We start from the raw sequence: 18,582 nt of genomic DNA on the forward strand, positions 1-18,582 counted from the left end.
AAGCGCCGGGCGGCGGCGATGGAGTCCTCCACCTCCGTGAGGGCCGCCTGGAGCTGGAGGAAGTTCGCGCTGGCCTTCAGGTCAGGGTAGGCCTCCAGGCGGGCCAGGAGCCGGGGGAGGAGGCGGCCGATCTCCCCCTCGGCCTTGAGCTCCTCCTCAGGGCTTCCCGCCTTGGCTGCCCTTTCCCTAAGCGCCACCAGGCGCTCCAAGAGCTCCCGCTCGTAGTCCCGGTAGGCCTTGACCGCCTCCACCAGGTTGGGTATGAGGTCCCGGCGCTTTTTGAGCTCTGCCTCCACCGCTCCGAAGGCGTTTTCCACGTTGTTCTTGCGGGCCACCACGGTGTTGTAGGCCAGGACTGCCAAAAAGAGGAGGAGGGCTAGGATGCCCAGGATGATCCACATGGTTCCATCTTACAGCCCACTCCAGGGGTGCTCTGCTGCCTTGAACCATCCGATGTGATCCAGCCGGGTCTACACCGGACCGCCAGCCCGTCCCAAGGGGTTCCTGGGGCGGGTGAACCCCATCCTGCCGGTGCACGACCTTGTCCGGAGCCATCGCCTGCTCAAGATGGCAGGGGTGGAAGGATAGCAATCAGGCGGCACACGAAGGTAGTATGAATATGCAAAGGCATGCCGCGGCGACTCCACCTCACCCTTAACCTAGCCCAAATCCTTCTCAGCCCCCTGTCCCTGAAAGAGCGCTTCCAGCTGGTCCTGGACCGGCTCCTCCAGGAACCCTGGCTAAGCCTGGAGGCCAGAGGCGCTATTTTCCTCATGAAAGGGGAACGGCTTCACCTGGTGGCCCAGCGCAACCTGGACGAACCCCTCCGGCAGCTCTGTGCCCAGGTACCCTTGGGGCAGTGCCTATGCGGCTGGGTGGCCCAGGAAGGGGTGCCCCTGGAGCTTCCCGGGGTAACGGAAGCCCACACCACCCGTTACCCCGGGATGCTGCCCCATGGCCACGCCATCTTCCCCATCGCCGACGCCCAGAGGGTGCTAGGGGTGCTGAACCTTTACCTGGCCCAGGGCCAGGTGCTTTCCCAGGAGGCGCGGCTGGCTTTGGAGGAGGCGGCGAGGCTTTTAGCCCTGGCGGTGCTACGGGAGCGGGCAGAGCGGGTGGCCCGGGTGTTTCGTAAGGCGGCCCGTCTGGCCCTGGAGATCCCCAGCGATCTGGACCAGGCGGTCTCGGCCTACCTATGGGGGCTTTGCACCCTCCTGGTGGAGGAGGGGTACCTCCTAGCCTGGGTAGGGGAAAAGGGGCCCCAGGGCCAGGTGGTCCCCCGGGAAGGGGCGGGAGCGGTGGGGTATCTGGAGGGGCTGATGGTCCGCTACGATGCGACCCCGGAAGGCCAGGGTCCCACGGGCCGGGCCATCCGGGAAGGCCAGCCCCAGGTGCTTCGGGATGTGGGGGATGACCCTTACTACGCCCCTTGGCGCAACCGGGCCCAAACCTTCGGCTTCGCTTCCAGCGCCGCCTTTCCCCTTTGGGTCAAAAGGGAGGTCTGGGGAGCCTTAAGTGTCTACGCCCCGGAGCCCGACGCTTTTGATCTGGAGGAGACGGCTTTTTTACAAGACCTGGCCGGCCTGGCGGGCCAGGCTTTGGAGCGGATCCAGTCCTACGCCGAGGCCTACCGCCTGGCCCAGGTGGTAGAGCAGGTTCCGGAGAGCGTCCTGATCACCGACCGCCAGGGGCGCATCCTCTACGCGAACCCCGCTGTAGAGGCCATCACGGGCTACAGCCAGGAAGAGCTCCTGGGGGCTACCCCCCGCATTTTTAAGTCCGGCTTTCACCCTCCGGAGTTCTACCAGGGCCTCTGGCGCACCCTGGAGGGAGGAAACCCGTTTCAGGCTCTTTTCATTAACCGCCGCAAGGACGGGCGGCTCATCGCCGAGCACAAGATCTTGGCACCCCTCTATGGCCCAGGGAGAAAGGGGGAGGGCTACATGGCCACCTCCCGTCTGATGACCCGGGAGTACGTCATGACCCGAGTTCAGGCCGCCCTCCTCCAAGGCTACCTGCGCTTCCTGCGGGAGGGGTTCTCCCCAGGCTTGGTGCAGGCCCTCCTCCAGGAAGCTCAGCAGGCTCTGCTGGGGGTAGGGGGGCTGGCCCTTTTCCTGAGGGGCTTGGATGGGCGTTACTTCGTGGTGGCGGCCATCGGCCTGGACCCTGCCTTGTGGCGGGACCGGGCCTTCCCTGCCGCGGAGCTCTACCCCCTGGCCCTGCCCGCTCCCCAGGGGTGCCTCGAGGGGGAGGCCCACCGGGCGCTTTGGGGGAACCTACCCCCGGAGGTCCAAGGCCTTTTCTCGGGGGAGGGGCTTTACGCCCGCCTAGAGGTGGGCGGAGAAGCGGTGGGGCTCCTCCTGGCCCAGGCCCGGGCTCCTCTAGGGCCAGAGGTGGAGGAGGCCTTCAGGTTTTTGGCCTCGAGTCTGGAAATGGTTCTGGTCACGGAGGAAGAGCGCAAGCGGGCCACCTTCCTCACCTACCACGACCCCCAGACCCACCTCCCCAACCGCTTCCTCCTGGAGGAGGAGGCCCCGGACTTGCTTAAGGAAGGCCCTTGGGCCTTGGGGCTCCTGGAGTGGCAGGGCCTCCAGGGGGAGTTCTGGCAGGCCCATTTTGACCTGGCCCGGACCCTCCTTCAGGCCTTGAAGGCCTGTCTTAACTCCTCGGACCGCATGTACCAGCTTGGTCCGGGAAACTTCGCCCTGCTCCTTCATGGGGGCAAGGAGGCGGCCTTCCGGGTAGGGGACTGCTTGGAGCAAGCCCTAAGTGGGATGCCTCTACCCCCAGGCGGGCCCGCCTGGCTGCGGATGGCCCTGGGGGTGGCCCTTTCTCCCGAGGACGGGGCCAGCCTTGGGGAGCTCCTACGGCGCGCGGACCTGGCCTTGGCCCAAGCCCGTAAGGAAGGAAGATTGGCCTTTTTCAACCCGGCGCTGGACCAGGCCCACCGGGAGCGGCAGGACACCCTGGCCCTTCTCACCGCCGCTTTGGAAGGGGAGGGGTTTCGCATCCACGCCCAGCCCATCGCTGACCTGGAAAGCGGCAGGCCCGCGGCCCTGGAGCTCCTCCTCCGTCTGGAAAGGGAAGGCCGCCTGGTCCCGGCCGGGGCCTTTGTGCCCTTGGCGGAAGAGACCGGCCTCATCGTGGAGATGGACCTCTGGCTTCTGGAACGGCTTAGGAACCCGGATCCCGGGCTCCCCCTCCACGTGAACCTTTCCCCCAAAACCCTAGCCGCCCCCCGGCTCCTGGAGGCCGCGTCCGCCCTGAAGGGGCGCCCCATAACGGTGGAGGTCACGGAGTACAGTCTGGCCCAGCCGGGGGCCCAGGAGGTCCTAAGGGCCCTGAAGGACCTGGGCTTTGGCCTGGCCCTAGACGATTTCGGCCAGGGGTACGCCTCCATGAAGGCCCTGGTGGAGAATCCCTTTGACGCCCTCAAGGTGGACCAGGCCTTCACCTGGGGCATCGGTCAGAGCTCCAAGGCCGAGGCGGTGCTCCGGGCAGCCCTGGACCTTGCCCGCACCTTAGGCCTGGAAGCCGTGGCCGAGGGGGTAGAGACGGGGGAGCAGCGGCGCTGGCTCCTTCAGGTGGGGTACCGGCTGGGCCAAGGCTACCTTCTGGGGCGGCCCAGCGCGGTTTGACCCCCTAGCTGCTGGCCCATGGGAGAACGCCCAGGCAACTCTCCCTCGGCCCTTCCTTTGGACTGGGAGCATCAAAACCATCGCTGCCCCCAGCTGGAGCTCCTGAAGTAACCCTGATAACCCCCACGCCTGACCCAAAGCGCGCGGTATAATCCCGACGATGGCCCCTACCTGGTGAAGGAGCGCTAAGTGCCCGGGCATTGAAAAATCCTCATGAGGCTCGGCGGAGGCCCGGGGGGTCCCCTACCTCCTCGGGGTGGCCACCTCCATGGAGGTGGAGCGGGCTTTAGCCCTAGGCCTCGCCTTTTGGTGAGGGGTGGAGGTGGGGGGTGAATAACTTGTGTTTATTTTCACGATTAAATAAGCTCGGGAAATAAATCCCCCCAAATCTCCAGCAACACCTGTACAACCCAGCCACCAGCTATTAGCTCCCAGCTAGAGGATAAGAGGACCAAGCCGCCCAGCCCGCGGAGAAAACTCTTCTCTGAGCCTAGACCTAGCTCAGGTGCATGGCCGGGCTACTGCGGGGAGCACGACGGGGTTTTGCGGACGCTGGTGGTAGGAGGCCTTGCACCCTTGGAGTTTCGGGCTCTTCTTAGGAAAGGGTGAGCTCCCACAGAATCTCAGATGTGTCGGCCAACCACAGGGGTCTTGCGCCCTTGGAGTTCCTGGCTAAGCTCAAGGAGGAGGGGGTCCCCACAGAGTCTCAAATGTGCTGGCCAACTACAAGAGCTTGCCACGCCCCGAGCCCGAGGAATAGGCTTGGGCTGGAGGCGTAAACCATGAAGGAGGTCTTCTACAGCCAGGGCGAGAACCACTACCACCTAGACCCGGACCTTAAAGCAATCCTGCACACCTTTGCCCCCGGGCTGCCCGAGGAGGAGCTGGCCGCCTTTGGCCAGCTCGTGGGGGAGGAGGTCTTGGGGGTGGCCTACCACGTGGACCTCGAGGCCCCGCCCCGCTTACAGATGCACGACCTGGACGGGAACCGCATAGACCGGGCCCTCCTCTCCCCTGCCCAAAGGGCCCTTCTGGAAAAGCTCAGGCCCATGGTCCGGCCCGCCTACGAGGGCCGGGGCTGGCCCCTGCACTACGCCCTGGGCTACCTCCTCGCGGATGGGGGGCTTTACTGCATCCTCACCATCACCCACCAGGTGGCCTACGCCCTGCACAAGTACGCCCCCGAGTGGGAAGGGGTGAAGCGGGAACTCCTCTACGGCCAGGCCTTCGGGGCCACCTGGATGACAGAGATCCAGGGGGGAAGCGACCTGGGGGCGAACCGCACCTTGGCCCGGAAGGAAGGGGAGACCTTCCTCCTCTACGGGGGGGACAAGTACTTCGCCTCGGGGGCTGGGCTTGCGGACTGGGCCATCGTCACCGCAAGGCCCGAGGGGGCACCGGAGGGGCCCAAGGGGCTTGGGCTTTTCCTCCTGCCCCGGGAGGCGGAGGGCCAGCTCAACTTCCGGGTGCGCCGGTTCAAGGAGAAGCTTGCCACCCGGGCCGTGCCCTCGGGGGAGGTGGAGCTGGAGGGGAGCCTGGCTTACCCCATCGGGCGCCTCGAGGAGGGGATCTACTACACCCTGGAAAACCTCACGGTAAGCCGCCTGGCCAACGCGGTGGCGGCCATGGGCCTGGCCAAGAAGGCCCACCTGGAAGTCCTCTTCCGGGTGCGGCGCCGCACGGCCTTCGGCAAGCGGCTTCTGGACCACGACCTGGTCCGGCACGATCTCCTGGAGATGCGCCTTAGGCAGGTGGGGGGCACGGCCCTGGCCTTCCTGGCGGTCCGGGCCTTTGACCGGGCCTGGGAGGAGCGCCCCCCCTACACGGAGCGCTACCACTTGGCCCGCCTCCTCTCCCACCTGGCCAAGGGACGCACCGCGGAACACGCCGCGGCCATCACCCAGAGGGCCATGGAGCTCTTCGGGGGGCTTGGGTTTTTGGAGGAGTACGGGGTGGCCCGCTGGCACCGAGAAGCCCTCATCACCCCCATCTGGGAAGGGCCGGCCAACATCCAGGCCCTGGATATGCTGGAAGCCATCCACAAGAAACGGGCTCACGAGCCCTTCTTGCAGCTCCTAAAGGACCATCCTGAGGCCAAAGCCCACGCGGAAAAGGCCTTAAGGCGCCTTGCCCAGGAAGGCCCCTGGTACGCCAAGGAGGCCCTGAGGCGCCTGGCGGACGCCGCCACCCTCTACGCTCTGGAACGGGTAGGGGCCGAGCCCTTCCCCACCCTGGCCCGCCTCTACGCCCAGCGCTTCCTGGCGGGAGAAGCTCTCCCGCCCCTTGGCTCCCTCTACGACCCCTGGGGCTAAGGCTTGCACCGATGGAGGGGAACCCAGTAGGATGGCGCAAATATGCGGTTTTACCCCGCCCTCGCCTTAGCCAGCCTGGCCCTCGGGCTGCTGGCCGGGATCTGGGGGTACGGGGGCCCTTACATTCTTCCTTGGTACATGTTCTTCACCGCCATCGCGTCCAGCCTCTACGGCCTCCCTTGGGGGCTTTTGGCCGCGGGGGTCTCGGTCCTGCTCCTCCTCCCCTTTCCCGGGTTCCAGCCCGTGGCGGTGGCCATCCTCCTCCTTTCCGCCTACCTGGCCCATGGGGTGGGGGAAACCCTGAGGCGGGCCCACCGCCGGGCCAAGGGCCTGGCAAAAAGCCTCCGCTACCTCACCCTGGCCCTGGAGGGGCTGGCGGGAACCAGGAACCGGACCGAGCTTCTGCAAAGCCTCCCTGAACGCCTAGCGGCGCTCGGCACGGGGGGGCACGTGGGGGTCTGGGTGCCGGAAGAGGAGGGGTTCCGCCTCCTGGCCTCCGTCCCCCCCCTCCCCCTGGACTGGATCCCCCCCACGGGGGTGGTGGGCCAGGCCTACCGGGAGGAAAAGCCCCTTTACATCCCCGACGTGCGCCGGGAAGCGGGCTACATCCCTGCGCCCGGCCTGCCTGCCCTCAGCGAGCTGGCCCTGCCCCTAAAGGAGCGGGGCCAGGTGGTGGCGGTGCTGAACCTGGAAAGGCCACGGCCCTTCCTGGGAGAGGAGGTGGAGGGGCTCATCCGCTTCGCCCAGGCGGTGAGCCTGGAGCTGGACCAGCTCGCCGACCTCGAGGCCCGCCACCTCCTCGCCGAGCTCTCCGCCAGGCTGCATAGCGCCCAGAACAAGGGGGAGGCGGCCCAAAAGACCCTGGCCCTCCTGGTGGAGGTTTTGGGGCTGGAGTCCGGGGCCCTTTGGGAAGCCCGGGGGGCGCGCATGGTGGCCCTAGGGCACCACCGGGTGACGGAGCCAAGCCTCCTAAAGGTCCTGGAGGAGGGCCTCCCCTACGGGGTGGGCCTGGCCTGGCAGGTCTACGAGACGGGAAGCCCCGTCTACACCGCCCGCTACGCCGAGGAAACCCGGGTGGTCCCGGCCCTTAAGGCCCTGGGCTGGCGCACCCTCGTGGCCCACCCCGTGCCCACCCCGGGGGCCCCTCGCAGCCGGAGGGTCCTGGTGCTGGGGCAAAGGGCCGCCCGCCCCTGGCGGAAGGCGGAAGAGGAAATGATCTTCCTCGCCTGCCGCGCCCTGGGCCTGGCCATGGAAAGGCTGGAGGAAAAGGAGCAGCACGAAAGGGTGAACGCCCTCTTCCTCCGCCTCCTGGAGAGGTCCCCGGAAGCCCTCTACCACCTCCTCCTGGCGGAAGCCGTGGCCCTGGTGCCGGGGGCGGAGGGGGGAAGCCTCCTCATCCTGGAAGGCGGGGAATACGTGTACAAGGCCGCCATAGGCTATGACCTGGAAGCTCTCCAGGCGGTGCGCTTCACCCCCGAGGGGATGCTCGTCTGGTACGGGCTAGGGGAGCGGGAGGCCCGGCGGGGGGTGCCGCGGATCATGTCCCTGGAGGAAAGGCCCATCCCCGAGATCAGCCACCAGACCGCCCCCGAGGAGGTCATAGACACCGCAGGGCGGGCGCGGGAGATCCAGGCCAACCTCTGCCTCCCCGTGCCCTACAAGGGGGAGGTCCTGGCCTACCTCAACCTGGATAACCTGCACGATCCCAAGGCCTTCGGGGAGGACAGCCTCGAGGCCGCCCGCTTCTTCGCCGCCCCCCTGGCCACCCTCCTCCACGAGAGCCACCACCGCAAGCTCCTGGAGGAGGCCGCCCTCACCGACCCCCTCACCGGGCTTGGCAACCGCAGGGCCTTTGAGCAGGCCCTTCGCGAGGAGCTCGGGCGGGCCAAGCGCTACGGCTACCCCCTTTCCCTGGCGGTGCTGGACCTCCAGGGCTTCAAGCCCATCAACGACCGCTTGGGCCACGCCATGGGGGACCTGGCCCTGAGGAAGGTGGCGGAGGCCCTAAAGAAAGGGCGGCGCAACGGGGACAAGGTCTTCCGCTGGGGCGGGGACGAGTTTGCCGTCCTCTTCCCCCACACCCCCAAGGAGGGGGCGGTGGCCGCGGCCTTTCGCCACGCTCAGGCCATCAGCAAGATCTGCCTGGAGGGGATCTGCCTGGGGGTGAACATCGGGGTGGCCGCCTTCCCCCAGGACGGGGACACGGAGGATGCCCTCCTCTCCGCCGCGGACACCCGGATGTACCAGGCCAAGGCCCAAGGCCTGGCCGTGGTGGCCTAGGGGGGTTCTAAAGAGGTGTATAATCCGAAGCCAGGATGGAAGATCTCCCGGGGGGGTGGTATCTGGAAGCCGCCCTCACCCTCCTGGAAAAGGGTACGGGAGGCCTCGAGGAAGCCCTGGCCCGGCTGGGGCAGGGGCTCGGGGTGGACCGGGCCTACCTCTTCCGCCTCGAGGCCCAGGAAGGGGTATGGTACGCCACCCAGCTTTCGGAGTGGGCCCGGGGGGGCGTGGAAGCCCAGATCCATAACCCCCTCCTTCGGCGCCTTCCCCTGGTGGAGGCGGGCTATGGGCGTTGGTTGGCCCACTTCCTGGAAGGGCGGACCATCCAGGGAAAGGTGGCCTCGTTTCCCCCGGAGGAGCGGCCCCTCCTGGAAGCCCAGGACATCCAGGCCCTTCTCGTAACCCCGGTTTTCCTGGGGGAGCGGCTATGGGGCTTCCTGGGGGTGGACGCCTGCCGGGAGGCGCGGAGCTTCACGGAAGAGGAGGTTGGCCTCCTGAAAGGCTTAGCCCGGGTTCTGGCCCTGAGCCTGGACCTTTTGGAACGGGTGCGGCACCTGGAGGAGGTCTTGGAGAAAACCCCCCTCTACGTCCTCCGCTTTAACCCCCAAGGGGAGCTCCTCTACGCCAACCCTGCCGCCCGGGGCCTGCCCCTGGCCCTTCCCCTTAAGGCCGCCCTGGAGGCCCCGGGCGAGGCGGTGCGGGTCCACACCCTGGGGGCGGAGTGGACCCTCCTGGCCATCCCTGGGCCCGGGGGGGAGGCCCTGGAGGTGCTGGCCCTCGGGCTGGACACCCGGGAAAGGGAGGAAGCGGAGAGGCGGGAAGCGCTCTGGCAAGCGTTCCGCATCAACCTGCTCCGGGTTTACGAAACCCTGATGACGGAAGGGCTTTCGGAGTCCGTATACGGGCTGATCCTGGAGGCGGCCATGGCCAGCATCCCCGCGGCCCAGGCGGGAAGCGTGACGGTCCTGAAGGAGGACGGGTACTACCACTTCGTGGCCGCCAAGGGCTACGACCTGAAGGCCCTCCGCCAGGTGCGCCTTGGCCCCGAGGAGCCCCTCTCCCTCACCGGACACCGGCAGGCCCAGGTCTTTACCCAGAAGGACCTAGGCCGCTTCAACGCCCGCCTGGACCCCAAGCGGAGAAAGATCATGGAAGAGGCCGGGCGGGTGCGGGAGATCCGGTCCATCCTCTCCGTACCCGTCTTCCTCTCGGGGGAGCGAAAGGCCTTCCTCTATCTGGACAACTTTGAGCGGGAGGACGCCTTTGGCCCCCTGGAGGTGGAGCTGGCCCAGGCCTTCGCCAGCCAACTGGGGCTTCTGTTGAGGCGGCTTGAGCTAGAAGGCCGGGTGCGGCACATGGCCTACCACGACCCCCTCACGGGCCTGCCCAACCGCCTTTTCTTCCTGGAAAAGCTGGCCTACACCAAGAGGGGCGCGGTGCTCTACCTGGACCTGGACGGGTTCAAGCTGGTGAACGACCTCTCCGGCCATGGGGCGGGGGACGAGGCCCTCCTGGCCCTTTCCGCCCGCCTCCAGGGGGCGGTGCGCCCCCGGGATCTGGTGGCCCGCCAGGGCGGGGACGAGTTCTTGGTCCTCCTCAATGACCTTAAGGGCCCCGAGGAGGCGGTGGCGGTGGCGGAAAGGCTGTTGGAGGTGGTGCGCCTCCCTCTGCCCGTGGGGGGGCGGGTCTACCACCTCTCCGTCTCCATCGGCATCGCCCTGGTGGAGGAAGGCCTAGGCCCGGGGGAGGTCCTGAAGCGGGCCGACCTGGCCCTCTACCGGGCCAAAACCGAGGGGAAGGACCGCATCGCCTTCTACGAAGAGGCCTTGCAGGAAAAGCTGCGGGAGGAGCTTGAGCTTCTGGAAGCCCTCCGGGCCGACCTCGAGGCCCAACGGGGCTTCTGGCTGGTCTACCAGGCCATCGTGGACCTGGAGAAGGGCACCCCTGTGGCCCTGGAGGCCCTCCTCCGGTGGAGGGTGCCCCCAGGGGTGTTCATCCCCTTGGCGGAGCGGCACCGGCTCATCGGCCCCTTGGGCGAGATGGCCCTGAGGCTGGCCCTGGAGGAACAACCCCGCCACGGCCTGCCCGTGCACCTCAACGTGAGCCCCCTGGAGCTTTTGGACCCGGGCTACCCCGGGCGGGTGGCGGAGATGCTGGAAGAGGCCGGCCTCCCTCCAGAGGTCTTAGCCCTAGAGGTGACGGAAACCGCCCTCACCCCCGACGAGCGGGGCCGGGACGCCCTCCGGCACCTGGAAATCCTACGCACCCTGGGGGTGCGGGTGTACCTGGACGATTTCGGCTCGGGCTACTCCAGCCTGGAACGCCTGGCCTTCCTCCCCGTGGATGGGCTCAAGCTGGGCCAGCGCTTCACCCAGGCCCTGGGAACCCCCCCAGACCCTGAGGGCCCGGCGGCCCGGGTGGTGGCCGCGGTCCTGGCCCTGGCCCAGGCCCTGGGCCTGCCCGCGGTGGCGGAAGGGATAGAGGACGCACGCGTCCTGGCCTACCTGAAAAGCCTGGGGTTCCGGCTGGGGCAGGGCTTTTTCTGGGGCCGGCCGGGGGTGCTAAGCTAAGGGGGTGCGGCTCCCAGGTAGCCTAAAGGTGGCCCTTGGGTACGGGGTGTTCGCGCTGCTATGGATCTACTTCTCCGACCGGCTCGGGCTCCTGCTCTTTCCCACCTCCGAGGCGGTGACCCGGTTCCAAACCGCCAAGGGCCTGGTCTTCGTCCTCCTAAGCGGCCTTCTGGTCTATGTCCTGGTCCGGCGGGAAGAGCGGGGGCTTCTCGCCGCCCGGCGCTTTTTCCAGGCCTTGACGGAAAACAGCCGGGAGGTGATCTACCTCTTGGACCAAGAGGGCACCCTGGTGTACGTCTCCCCCAACGTGGGGGCCGTCTTGGGGTATGACCCCACCGGCTACCTGCGGCAGAAGATCCGGGCGCTGGACTTCGTCCACCCGGAGGACCGGGCCTACGCCGAGGCCGCTTTGGAAAACCTCCTCCGCTACCCCGGGGAAACCCTGGAGTACCGCCTGCGCATCCAGGACGCCTGGGGCCGGGTGCGGACCGTGAGGGTGTGGGGGCGGAACCTCCTAAAGGACCCGGCGGTGCGGGGGGTGGTGCTGAACCTCCAGGACGAAACCGGGTTGGAGGAAGAAAGGGCCCGGCTGCAAGCCGTCTTGGAAGCCCTTCCCGGCCAGGTCTACCAGGCGCGGGTGGAGGAGGGGCAGGACCCCGCCCACGCCCCCCTGCTCTACGCCGTCCCCCGGCAGGCGGAAATCCTCTTGGGGTACCCCGCGGAGGCCCTCCTCCAAGACCCCGCTTTTTACCTCGCCCAGGTCCACCCCGAGGACCGGCCCCGGTTGGAGGCGGCCATCCGGCAGGCGGTGGCGGAGCCTAGAACCCTTCAGGGTTGCACCTACCGCTTCCGGCACGGGAGGAGGGGGGAGTGGGTCTGGCTAAGGGACACCCTGAGCTACGACCCCGAGACCCGCCTCCTCACCGGCTACACCTTTGACGTGACGGAGGAGGTGGCCAAGGAGGAGAGCTTCCGCCTCCTCTTCCAAGCCCACCCCCTCCCCATGTGGGTCTACGACCGGAAGACCCTCCGCTTCCTGGAGGTGAACGAGGCGGCGGTCCAGAAGTACGGGTACAGCCGGGAAGAGTTCCTCTCCATGACCCTCCTCCAGATCTGCCCCGAAGGGGAAAGGCTTAGGCTTCTGGAAGACCTGCAGCGCCCAAGGCCCCCCCTCCAGGCCTCCGGCCCCTGGACCCATCGGCTCAAGGACGGGCGGGAGATCCAGGTGGAGATCCACTCCCACCTCCTCACCTACGGCGGGCGGGAGGCGGTCTTGGTGGTGGCCCTGGACGTGACGGAAAAGCTGCGGGCGGAAGCCACCCGCCGCCTCCTGCAGCAAGCCCTGGAGGCCGCGTCGGAAGCGGTGGTCATCACCGACCGGGAGGGCCGGATAGCGTGGGTGAACCCCGCCTTCACCCGCCTCACGGGCTACGGGGCGGAGGAGGCCCTGGGGAAGACTCCCAGGATTCTCAAGTCGGGCCTCCACCCCTTGGAGTTCTACCAGGCGCTTTGGGGCACCATCCTCCAGGGAAAGGTGTGGCAGGGGGAGATCGTCAACCGGCGGAAGGACGGCACCCTCTACACCGAGCACATGTCCATCACCCCGGTGGCGGAAGGGGGAGAGATCCGGCACTTCATCGCCCTCAAGCGGGATGCCACCCAGGAAAAAGCCCAAAAGCAGGCCCTGGAGGAGTCGGAAGCCCTCTTCCGCACCCTGGCGGAGACCGCCCCCGCCCTCATCCTCATGTGGCAGGAAGAGCGGCTGGTCTTCGCCAACCGCATGGCCGAGACCCTCACCGGCTACACCCTGGAGGAATTCAGGGCAAAGCCCATCTGGGCGTTCGTCCACCCTCAGGATCGGGCCCTGGTGCAGGCGCGGGGCCTGGCGCGGATGCGGGGGGAGGAGGTGCCGAGCCGCTACACCTTCCGCATCCTCACCAAGGAAGGGGAGGTGCGCTGGCTGGATTACTCCGCGGCCCGGGTGGAGCTTGGGGGGAAGCCTGCGGTGCTGGGGGTGGCCCTGGACATCACCGAGGACCGGGAGCGCCAGCTTAGCCTCGAGGCCTTCGCCCGGGTGTCCGTGGCCCTGCGGCAGAGCGAGGAGCTTCAGGAGATGCTCAAGGCGGCCCTCGAGGCCACCCTCCAGGCCATGGGGGCCCCGGTGGGAAGCCTCCTCCTCTATGACCCCAGCACCGGCCGGCTGGAGGAGGAGGCCAGCAAGGGCTGGCTCACGGAGGTCCCCATCCCGCCCCGGGTGGGGGAGGGGTTTGAGGAGGGGCTGGTGAGCCGGGCCCTCCGGGGGGAGGTGGTGGTAAGCCCAAACCTGAAGAGGGACCCCCGGGTCCGCCCCGGGGCCCGGGCCCTGGTCCCCGAGGGCTGGAGCGGGGTGGTGGTGCCCCTCCTGGCGGGTAAGCAGGCGGTGGGGGTCCTCACCCTGGCCTGGCCCCACCCCCACATCCCTACTCCTAAGGAGGTGGAGCGGGCCACCCTCCTGGCGGAGGCCATCGGCAACGCCGTGCGCCGGGCCACCCTGCGCAAGAAGCTCACCCGGCGGGTGGAGCAGCTGGAAAGCCTCCGGGCCGTAGACCGGGCCATCGCCGCCTCCTTGGACCTTAGGCTCACCCTGGAGGTCTTCCTCAACGAGGCCCTCCGCCTTCCCCTAGACGCGGTGGCCCTTTTCCTCTACCACAAGGAGGAACGGGCCTTATCCCTGGAAGGAGCCAAGGGGTTTTTAAGCCCTAAGGAAAGGCTTCCTAAGCGGGTCGGCCTGGGGGAAGGGCACGTGGGCCGGGCGGCCTTGGAGGGCCGGATGGTGCACGTCCAGGACCTGGGGGAGGAGCCGGGGGCCCACCCCCAGTTCACCCTCGGGGAAGGCCTGGTGTCCGAGCGGGCCTATCCCCTCTTCGCCAAGGGGGAGCTTTTGGCCGTCCTGGCCGCCTTCACCCGCAGGCCCTGGGACCTGGCCCCCGAGGAGGAGGAGTTTCTCGAGGCCCTGGTGGGCCAGGGGGCGGTGGCCCTGGACAACGCCCTCACCTTCCAGGCCCTCCAAAGGAAGAGCCTGGAGCTGGAGGCCGCCTACGACCTCACCCTCTGGGGCTGGGCCAAGGCGGTGGAGCTTCGCGACCAGGAGACCGCCGGCCACACCGAGCGGGTCACGAACCTCACCCTGCGCCTGGCCCGGGCCCTGGGGGTGCCGGAGGAGGACCTGGAGCACCTCCGCCGGGGGGCCATCCTGCACGATGTGGGCAAGATTGCCATCCCCGACGCCATCCTCCTGAAGCCGGGGCCCCTCACGGAAGAGGAGTGGGCGGTGATGAAGAGGCATCCCGTCTACGCCTACCAGTGGCTTTCTGGCATCCCCTTTCTAAGGAAGGCCCTGGAGATCCCCTACGCCCACCATGAGCGCTGGGACGGCTCCGGCTACCCCCGGGGGCTTAAGGGGGAGGCCATCCCCCTTTCCGCGCGCATCTTCGCTGTGGTGGACGTGTACGATGCCCTCACCTCGGACCGCCCCTACCGCAAGGCCTGGCCCCGGGAAAAGGCCCTGGCCTACCTCAGGGAGGAGGCCGGCCGCCTTTTTGACCCGGAGGTGGTGCGGGCCTTCCTGGAAACGGAAGGGGAAGCCTAGACCCAGCCCAAAAGTCGCCTGGCCTCGGGAGAAAGCCTGGCCGGGGTCCAGGGGGGGTCAAAGGTGAGCTCCACCTCCACCTCCTCCACCCCGGGAAGGCCGGAAAGGGCCCGGCGCACCGCCTCCCCCATGGAGTCGTGCAGGGGGCAGCCCGGGGTGGTGAGGGTCATGAGGACGTAGGCCTTAGGGGGCTCCACCTTGAGCTCGTAAATAAGGCCCAGGTTCACCACGTCCAGGCCCAGCTCGGGGTCGTACACCGTCCGCAAGAGGTTCCAGGCTTGTTCTTCCAGCGTCACTTGCGCATCACCTCCCAAAAGGCGTAAAGGTGGGGCAAAACCCCAAGGAGCCACACCCATCCCCCAAAGGGCGCAAGGGGAAAGAGAAGGGCGCCTAGGGCGAGAAGGACCATGGAGACCTCCCCCGCCCGCTCGGGGAGCATCTCCTTGAGGAGGGGCACCCGGGCCTTTCCCGCCAGGGGGGCGTAGCGGTGGGTCCAGACCAGGAAGGGGAGGATCTTGTAGAGCATCCCCGCCACCACCACCCCCAAAAAGCCCAGCCCGAACCAGGCCACGGTCCAAACCGGGCGGAAGGGGAAGGCGAGAAGGGCAAGCCCCAAAAACCCCAGGGCCAGGAGGTAGTGCCGCACGCCCAGGTCCAGGGCCCGCTTCATGCGGTGGCGGAGGATGTGGAGGGCATCCCCCAGGGCCAGGGCGTAGGCCAGAAGGAGGAGGGCGTAGCCGAGCCGCTCCCCCAAAAGGAGGCCGAGAAGGCCCAGGTTGGCCGCCCACAGGAAAAGCCCGAGGAGGTCGCCCCGCTCCCCATGGCTTAGGGTGAACATCCCCACGAGCTTGTGCCCCACCCCCACCACCGCAAGGAGGAAAACCCCAAGAAGCCCCGCCCCCAGGTGCCAAGAGAGCCTTTCGGGGTCATAGAACCCAAAGCGCAGGGTGAGGGCCTGGAGGAGGCCTATGGAGGGGGTGAGGGCCAGGTAGAAGACGGTCCAGGCCAAGGCGGTGCCCACGGGGTTCCAGCGGGGGGCGGCCCGGAAGGTGAAAAGCATGTGCAGGGCGACCCAGAGGAGGGCGAGGAAGGCCAAAGCCCCACCCCAGGGAACGAGCCCCGGCCAGGCGAGAAAGCCCAAGACCAGGGAAAAGACCCCCAGGCCGAAAAGGAGGAGGACGGGGTAGCCCCAGCCCACCCGAAAGAGGGACACCTCCAGGACCACCGGCACCAGCTGGTGCATGGCCCCCAGGAGCACCCCCACCCCGAAGCCCAGGAAGAGGGCGTGGGCCGCGGCCAGGCCCAGGGGGTGGCGGGGGGTGAGGACCGCCTCCGGCTGGAGGGCCAGGAGGAGGCTTGCCAGGAGGAAAAACCCCTCCCCCAAGAGGAAAAACCCCAGGGGGAGGCTTAGGGGGACGGTGCGGTTCTTGGCGGTGACCAGCACGCCCTAAACCTGATCTACCCGCTCGGGATTAGGCCATGACCCAGGTCATGGCTCAGCGCCCCGGGGGGAGGAGGGTCAGCCGGTCCCCCTCCTTGAGAGGGGTGGCGAGGCCCTCGAGGTAGCGCACGTCCCGGCCGTTTTTCAATACCGCCCAACGGGGCTTCAGGCGCCAAAGGGTCTTGCTCTCCGTCCAAAGCCCCACCTCCTCCTCGGCAAAAAGGGCCTCCAGGGCCAGGTCCCGAAGGGCAGGGTTCACCGCGAAGACCTTGGCCAAAGCCTCCCCCACCCCGCCCTCCACCCGAAGGGCGAGGGGCTCGGGCTGGGCGGGGTGGGCCAGACCCAGGGCCTGGAAGGCCACGCCCACCCGTCCGGCCTTCAGGGCGATGGCCGCCTCGTAGCCCTTGCGCATCACCTCCTCCTGGGCCGAGAGGTAGACGAGCCAAGGGCGCACATCCCCCATCCTTTCGGCCACGTACCGCCCCACCATGGCGAAGGAAAGCCCCACGTACTCCGGGGGGATATGGGCCCGCTTGGGGCCCAAGCCCCCATGCCAAAGCCCCGCCCGGTACACCTTCCGGGCGAACTCGGAGGAGGTGTCCACCCCGATGGTGCGGGCCAACCAGGCGGAGAAGAAGGCCCGGCGCAGGTAAAGCTCCTCCTCCGGCACCCGGCCCTCCCAGCCCAGGGCCCGGGCGGTCCCGGGGTGGCGGGCCAGGTGGTCGTACACCCCGGCCACGAAGGCCGCGGCCCCCTCCAGAAGCCGTTCCGCCTCCAGGCGCATGCCCCGCCGGGCTTCCTCCGAAAGCCCCCCGAAGGCCAGGAGGTCGCGGAAGACCTCCTCGGGCAGGGGGGGCAGGTCCAGGACCAGGGTCTCCTCCAGCGTCCTCATCCCTTCCTCCTTTCCCGCTCTTCCCGGAGCTTCCTCAGCATATCCGCGGTCACCACCCGTCGGTGCATGGCGTAGGCGAAGACCAAGACCGCAAGGAACTGGAGCCCCCCAGAAAGGGCCAGAAGCCCCCGGGGGAGGAGGCCATAAGCGGAAAGGGGCTCCAAAAGGAGCCTGAGCAGGAGCCCGGCGTTCAGGAGGAAGAAGGTGAAGGCCTCGAGGCCCTCCTGCTTAAGCCCCCCGGGCCGGGGCATCATCCAGTAGGCCACCCCCATGACCATCTGCAGGAAGAACCCCACCAGCCCCGCGTGCACATGGCTCAGGCGGAAGGGCCCCACCAGGGCGGGAAAGGGGTAGAAAAGGGTCCCAAGCAGGGCGGTGTAGAGGAGGTAGAGGAGGGCGGCGCGGATGAAGAGGGCGTGCCACCAGCCCATTACTCCAGCACGTGCACGTTGGGGAGGGTTTGGGCCCAGGTCCGGTTCTTCTCAATGTAGCCCCGCCACCCCTCGGGCACGTCCTCCTCGGGGTAGATGGCCGAGACGGGGCAGGCGGGCACACAGGCGCCGCAGTCAATGCACTCGTCGGGATGGATGTAAAGCTGTTCCCCCGCGTCGTAAATGCACTCCACGGGGCAGACCTCCTGGCAGCTCCGGTCCTTCACACCGATGCAGGGCTCGCAGATCACATGGGGCATCTTCCACCTCCAACCCCACCTTGCGCCCTCCAAAGGGCTTGGGGCCATGACCCGGGTCAAAGGCCCCGGGGCTTTTCTATGAGGATCTCCACCCGCCTGGGGCCTAGATCCCTTAGGGCGTAGCGAACCCCCTCCTCCTCCAAGCGGGCCAGGAGGTGGATGGGGCGGCGCACGTGGTGGACGAGAAGCCGCTCGCCGGGCCTGAGTTCGGCCAGGGCCTCCAGGACAGCCTGCATAGGAAGGGGGGGTTCCCAGTGGGGCTCTATGGTCACCTCCTTGTGGGGGTGGGCCCAGTCCTCCTCGGTGAAGGCGGCCTCCCGAAGCCCCCCACCCCCCTCCCCCTGCCCCAAGCGGTAGAAGTGGGCCCGGTAGTGCCGCTCCCCCACCTTCTCGCACCAGGCGGCGAAGCCCTGCTTGGCCAGGACCTTATAAAGAGGGATGGGCTCAAAGAGGACCTCCAGGACGAGCCTCTCCCCCGGCTTCACCTCCTTGGCCGCGGCCATGATGGCCTGAAAGGGCTCCCCACCGGCCTCGAGGATGGGGCGCACGTTCAAGTGGAAGCCTAGGGGGGCGGAAAGCCAAGGGGGGGGTGGGGCCTGGAGGAGGATTTCCGCCTCCGGGGGCGGGGCCTCGGGAAGCCCCTCCACCCCCAGGGCCCGGTTGAGCCGAGCCACCAGGGCCCCAGGTTCTAAGCCCCCCATCCGCTCCGCCTGGGCCACGGTGACCAGGTTGGGCATGGTGCGGCGGAGGAGGGGGCTCTTGAGCTTTTGGAAGGCAGGGCTCGCCTCCAAAAAGACCTCCAGGAGGTGGGGCCAGCGCCTCAGGACCTCCCCCACCTTCATCTCCGGAGTCACCTTTTCCCGATCCTGACCCGCCATACCAGGGGCCCCTCCTCCAGATAGGTCCAGTCCACCTGCCCGGGGCGCTCGGCCTGGAATTGGTAGTAGAGGGGCTTGGGGTCGTGGTCGTTCACCAGGACCAAGCTCTCCCCGGGCTTTAGGCCATCAAAGAGGGCGAAGATCCGGGGGTGCCGCTCCCTTGGGGGGATTTCCCTGACATCGAGCTCCATAGCACCCCTACTCTCCCCTATCCACGCGCCCCGGGACCATGACCTGGGTCAAAGACCTGGC

14 protein-coding genes are annotated in these 18,582 nt (G+C 67.9%); 6 read left to right on the forward strand and 8 right to left on the reverse strand.

The annotated features are described in order from the left end of the window. The coding region (locus WKI94_RS04890; RefSeq protein ID WP_337844655.1) for a LemA family protein at positions 1-401 on the reverse strand (401 nt) is incomplete at its 3' end. 228 nt (positions 402-629) lie between these two features. On the opposite strand from WKI94_RS04890, the gene WKI94_RS04895 reads away from it, so the two are divergent. From WKI94_RS04895 to WKI94_RS04920, 6 genes are all read left to right on the forward strand, one after another. Then, positions 630-3,638, forward strand: coding sequence for an EAL domain-containing protein (locus WKI94_RS04895; RefSeq protein WP_337844656.1), 3,009 nt, complete (start codon positions 630-632; stop codon positions 3,636-3,638). Positions 3,639-4,267: 629 nt separating this feature from the next. Continuing rightward, complete coding sequence (locus WKI94_RS04900) at positions 4,268-4,417, forward strand: hypothetical protein (RefSeq protein WP_337844657.1); 150 nt, start codon at positions 4,268-4,270, stop codon at positions 4,415-4,417. Positions 4,418-4,420: 3 nt separating this feature from the next. After that, positions 4,421-5,950 carry an acyl-CoA dehydrogenase family protein gene (locus tag WKI94_RS04905; protein ID WP_337844658.1) on the forward strand — a complete coding sequence of 510 codons (1,530 nt, stop codon included), beginning with the start codon at positions 4,421-4,423 and terminating at the stop codon, positions 5,948-5,950. Positions 5,951-5,992: 42 nt separating this feature from the next. Continuing rightward, positions 5,993-8,230: a diguanylate cyclase gene (locus WKI94_RS04910; RefSeq protein WP_337844659.1), complete on the forward strand. Its 2,238-nt coding sequence runs from the start codon at positions 5,993-5,995 to the stop codon at positions 8,228-8,230. Positions 8,231-8,265: 35 nt separating this feature from the next. Next, positions 8,266-10,800, forward strand: coding sequence for an EAL domain-containing protein (locus WKI94_RS04915; RefSeq protein ID WP_337844660.1), 2,535 nt, complete (start codon positions 8,266-8,268; stop codon positions 10,798-10,800). 4 nt (positions 10,801-10,804) lie between these two features. Beyond that, complete coding sequence (locus WKI94_RS04920; RefSeq protein WP_337844661.1) at positions 10,805-14,428, forward strand: PAS domain S-box protein; 3,624 nt, start codon at positions 10,805-10,807, stop codon at positions 14,426-14,428. Here WKI94_RS04920 and WKI94_RS04925 read toward each other — a convergent pair. The 7 genes from WKI94_RS04925 to WKI94_RS04955 are packed head-to-tail and all read right to left on the reverse strand — an operon-like array spanning position 14,425 to position 18,521. Next, on the reverse strand, positions 14,425-14,724 hold the full coding sequence (locus tag WKI94_RS04925) for a metal-sulfur cluster assembly factor (protein WP_337844662.1): 300 nt from the start codon (positions 14,722-14,724) through the stop codon (positions 14,425-14,427). The genes WKI94_RS04920 and WKI94_RS04925 overlap by 4 nt on opposite strands. After that, on the reverse strand, positions 14,721-15,872 hold the full coding sequence (locus tag WKI94_RS04930) for a hypothetical protein (protein ID WP_337844663.1): 1,152 nt from the start codon (positions 15,870-15,872) through the stop codon (positions 14,721-14,723). Before WKI94_RS04930 ends, WKI94_RS04925 begins: the two co-directional genes overlap by 4 nt. A gap of 52 nt (positions 15,873-15,924) precedes the next feature. Then, the gene (locus tag WKI94_RS04935) at positions 15,925-16,761 is read right to left on the reverse strand and encodes a protoglobin domain-containing protein (protein WP_337844664.1); all 837 of its coding nucleotides are present in this window, start codon (positions 16,759-16,761) and stop codon (positions 15,925-15,927) included. Continuing rightward, a complete protein-coding gene (locus WKI94_RS04940; RefSeq protein ID WP_337844665.1) occupies positions 16,758-17,192 on the reverse strand; it encodes a hypothetical protein in 435 nt (144 codons plus the stop codon). The genes WKI94_RS04935 and WKI94_RS04940 overlap by 4 nt, the downstream gene beginning before the upstream one ends. Continuing rightward, the gene (locus WKI94_RS04945) at positions 17,192-17,452 is read right to left on the reverse strand and encodes a ferredoxin family protein (RefSeq protein ID WP_337844666.1); all 261 of its coding nucleotides are present in this window, start codon (positions 17,450-17,452) and stop codon (positions 17,192-17,194) included. The genes WKI94_RS04940 and WKI94_RS04945 overlap by 1 nt, the downstream gene beginning before the upstream one ends. A 56-nt stretch (positions 17,453-17,508) precedes the next feature. Next, positions 17,509-18,330: a DUF2249 domain-containing protein gene (locus WKI94_RS04950; RefSeq protein ID WP_337844667.1), complete on the reverse strand. Its 822-nt coding sequence runs from the start codon at positions 18,328-18,330 to the stop codon at positions 17,509-17,511. After that, positions 18,303-18,521, reverse strand: a complete 219-nt coding sequence (locus tag WKI94_RS04955; RefSeq protein WP_337844668.1) for a DUF2249 domain-containing protein — start codon at positions 18,519-18,521, stop codon at positions 18,303-18,305. Before WKI94_RS04955 ends, WKI94_RS04950 begins: the two co-directional genes overlap by 28 nt. Positions 18,522-18,582 lie beyond the last annotated feature (61 nt).

This window comes from Thermus sp. (genome assembly GCF_037444525.1).
Lineage (GTDB): Bacteria > Deinococcota > Deinococci > Deinococcales > Thermaceae > Thermus.

Bases quoted from the DNA above. Each gene is read 5' to 3' on its own strand.
- WKI94_RS04895 (WP_337844656.1), top strand. From the start codon at position 630: ATGCCGCGGCGACTCCACCTCACCCTTAACCTAGCCCAAATCCTTCTC.
- WKI94_RS04905 (WP_337844658.1), top strand. From the start codon at position 4,421: ATGAAGGAGGTCTTCTACAGCCAGGGCGAGAACCACTACCACCTAGAC.
- WKI94_RS04910 (WP_337844659.1), top strand. From the start codon at position 5,993: ATGCGGTTTTACCCCGCCCTCGCCTTAGCCAGCCTGGCCCTCGGGCTG.
- WKI94_RS04915 (WP_337844660.1), top strand. From the start codon at position 8,266: ATGGAAGATCTCCCGGGGGGGTGGTATCTGGAAGCCGCCCTCACCCTC.
- WKI94_RS04935 (WP_337844664.1), bottom strand. From the start codon at position 16,761: ATGAGGACGCTGGAGGAGACCCTGGTCCTGGACCTGCCCCCCCTGCCC.
- WKI94_RS04940 (WP_337844665.1), bottom strand. From the start codon at position 17,192: ATGGGCTGGTGGCACGCCCTCTTCATCCGCGCCGCCCTCCTCTACCTC.
- WKI94_RS04945 (WP_337844666.1), bottom strand. From the start codon at position 17,452: ATGCCCCATGTGATCTGCGAGCCCTGCATCGGTGTGAAGGACCGGAGC.
- WKI94_RS04950 (WP_337844667.1), bottom strand. From the start codon at position 18,330: ATGGCGGGTCAGGATCGGGAAAAGGTGACTCCGGAGATGAAGGTGGGG.
- WKI94_RS04955 (WP_337844668.1), bottom strand. From the start codon at position 18,521: ATGGAGCTCGATGTCAGGGAAATCCCCCCAAGGGAGCGGCACCCCCGG.